This is a genomic window from Lentzea flava, assembly GCF_014648475.1.
In the GTDB taxonomy this organism is placed as follows: domain Bacteria; phylum Actinomycetota; class Actinomycetes; order Mycobacteriales; family Pseudonocardiaceae; genus Lentzea; species Lentzea flava.
The window spans coordinates 1-2,097 of sequence record NZ_BMRE01000134.1 but is presented as its reverse complement, the minus strand read 5'-3'; the positions used below and the strand labels follow the sequence as shown (position 1 = coordinate 2,097).

Sequence of the window (2,097 nt, the reverse complement as noted above, 5' to 3'; positions counted from 1 at the left end):
CTGCCGAGGTGGTCATCGATCTTGACGTAGAGTGCGGTGAGAAGGGGGTGTTCAGGTCTGTCGTCACAAACGGATCTTGAACACCCTTCGTCCGTCTTCAGACACAGCCCGGACTTAGGACTTACTCGTCTAGCCCCGTGAGGAGATCCCGGTGACGACGCAGTACTTCCCGACATCCTGCGCGGCCCCCGTTCCCGCTCCCGAGGAACCGGTCCGCACCGTCCCACTCGTCGTCGCCGGGCTCCTGGCGGTCGGCCTGACCTGGTACGTTTGGACCTCCTTCGGCGCGAAACAGGGCGTGCTGCTCACCCTCGGCCTGGCGCTGGGCCTCGCGCTGTTCCACTCCCGCTTCGGTTTCACGCCGGCCTGGCGCCAGCTGATCGCCGTCGGCAACGGCGAGGGCCTCAGGGCCCACACGCTGCTGCTCGGCACGGCCGCGACGTTGATCGCCCTGATCATCTCGACCGGCTCCGGCCTCTTCGGCTCCGTCCCCAAAGCGGTCGGCACCCCGCTCGGCCTGGCGCTGCTGGCCGGCGCAGTGCTGTTCGCGATCGGCATGCAACTCGGCGGCGCGTGCGCGTCCGGAACGCTGTTCGCGGTCGGCGCGGGCCAGTCCACGATCGTGCTGACCCTGTTCGGCTTCATCGCCGGATCCGTGTTCTACACCTGGGCCTTCCCGCTGTTCGACGGCTGGCCCGCGTTCCCCGCCGTCGTGCTGTCCGACCACGTCGGCTGGTGGGGCTCCTGGCTGATCACGATCGCGCTGCTGGTCCTGATCGTGCTGGCGACCCGCCTCGTGCAGGCGCGCCGCACCCCGCCACCCGTCGACGCGGTGCCGACCGCCCGCGGCATCGCACGCCTGGTCCGCGGCTCGTGGCCGCTCCTGGCCGGCGCGGTGGTGCTGGGCGTGCTGGCGGCGGCGGTGTTCCTGGTGTCCGGCGGCATCTGGGGCGTCACGTTCGCGTTCGCCCTGTGGGGCGCGAAGGTCGTGCAACTGCTAGGCCTGCACCCGGAAGCGTGGGAGTTCTGGCAGACCCCGGCCAACGCCAAGGCCCTGGCAGCTCCCATCTGGACGGACAAGACCTCGCTGACGAACATCGGCATCATGATCGGCGCCGCAATCGCCGCAGCGGTGGCAGGGGCCTGGAAGATCCACAGCACGATTCCGTGGCGCACGGCCCTGGCCGCCGTGCTGGGAGGAGTGCTGATGGGCATCGGGGCCCGGCTCGCCGGCGGCTGCAACATCGGCGCTTACCTCGGCGGCATCTCCGTCGGTTCGCTGCACGGGTGGCTGTGGGGCGTGTTCGCGCTCGGCGGCACGTGGATCGGGCTGCGGCTGCGGCCGCTGTTCGGGCTGGCGAACCCGCGGCCGAGCGACTCGGTGTGCTGAGCCGTGCGGCCCGGCGAACGCCCAGGTGTGCTGAGCCGCGGGGCGGCGGACGCCTGGGTGCGCCGGGCCGCGCGGACTGGCCGGTCCCGGCGGAGTGGCTCGGCGTGCCAGGCCAGGCAGATCCGCAACCCCGGCGGAATCGCTTGGCGCGCCAGGCCACGCAGACCCGCAACCGCCAGCGGGAAGGTTCGGCACGCCAAGCCACGCAGACCCGCAACCGCCAGCGGAAAGGTTCGGCATGTGGGGGTGACGGCTCGGCGTGCGAACGTGGCGGCTCGGCGCGGACGTGCGACCCGGACTGGGGGCGTGCCGGCTCGGCGCGGGCCGTGACTGCTCGGTGCGCGGACGGTGACGGCTCGACGCGCGGACGTGCGGCCCGACGCGCGGACGGTGACGGCCCGACACGCGGACGTCCGGCCCGGGCTGCGGGCGCGACGGCTCGGCATGCGGGCGTGACAGCTCAGCATGCGGGCGTGACAGCTCAGCATGCGGGCGTGACGGCTCGGACTGCACGCGCGCGACGCCCCGACAGGCCTGCATGGCAGCCCGGCGGGCTGGCGTGACGGGTCGGCTGGCCGACGTGACAGCTCGGCGCACGGACACGACGAGTCGACAGCCCGACGTGGCGGACCAGCCGACCGACGTGACTGCTCGGCGCGCGGGCGGTGACGGCTCGGCGCGCGGGCGGTGACGGCTCGGCGCGCGGG

The 2,097-nt window shown here is 72.7% G+C and carries 1 protein-coding gene; it reads left to right on the top strand.

Annotated elements, in window-relative coordinates:
* Positions 1 to 151: 151 nt before the first annotated feature.
* Complete coding sequence (locus IEZ09_RS45810) at positions 152 to 1,390, top strand: YeeE/YedE family protein (protein WP_229813570.1); 1,239 nt, start codon at positions 152 to 154, stop codon at positions 1,388 to 1,390.
* Positions 1,391 to 2,097 lie beyond the last annotated feature (707 nt).